This window comes from Alkalihalophilus lindianensis, from assembly GCF_032843265.1.
GTDB classification, from domain to species: Bacteria; Bacillota; Bacilli; order Bacillales; family Bacillaceae_D; genus Alkalihalophilus; species Alkalihalophilus lindianensis.
In genome coordinates, this window is record NZ_JAWJBA010000424.1 from 1 (window position 1) to 266 (window position 266).

Sequence of the window (266 nt, forward strand, 5' to 3'; positions counted from 1 at the left end):
GGTTCAAGATAAAGTAGAACTTGGCAATGATGAGGTCAGTTTAAGTATGTCCATTAGAAAAGGAGGAATGACCCCTTCTAGAATTGTCCTTTCTCTAAAAAAAATCGATGCGTTTGGGGATTTGAAAGATTATTTTCCCAATTCTCCACAAGTTTATGAATTAATTAGATTATCCCTAATAAATGGCAAACCATATGCAATCCAAGAGTGTTATTATCCATGTTCCCATTTTAAAGAACCAGAGAGGTTCGATTTTGTCGAAGGAT

At 35.0% G+C, this 266-nt stretch carries 1 protein-coding gene; it reads left to right on the plus strand.

Features of this window, described 5'->3' with window-relative positions; all coding sequences use genetic code 11:
- Window positions 1-46: 46 nt before the first annotated feature.
- Window positions 47-266 (plus strand): UTRA domain-containing protein (locus RYX56_RS22875; RefSeq protein WP_317124192.1); only part of this gene is annotated, 220 nt, incomplete at its 3' end.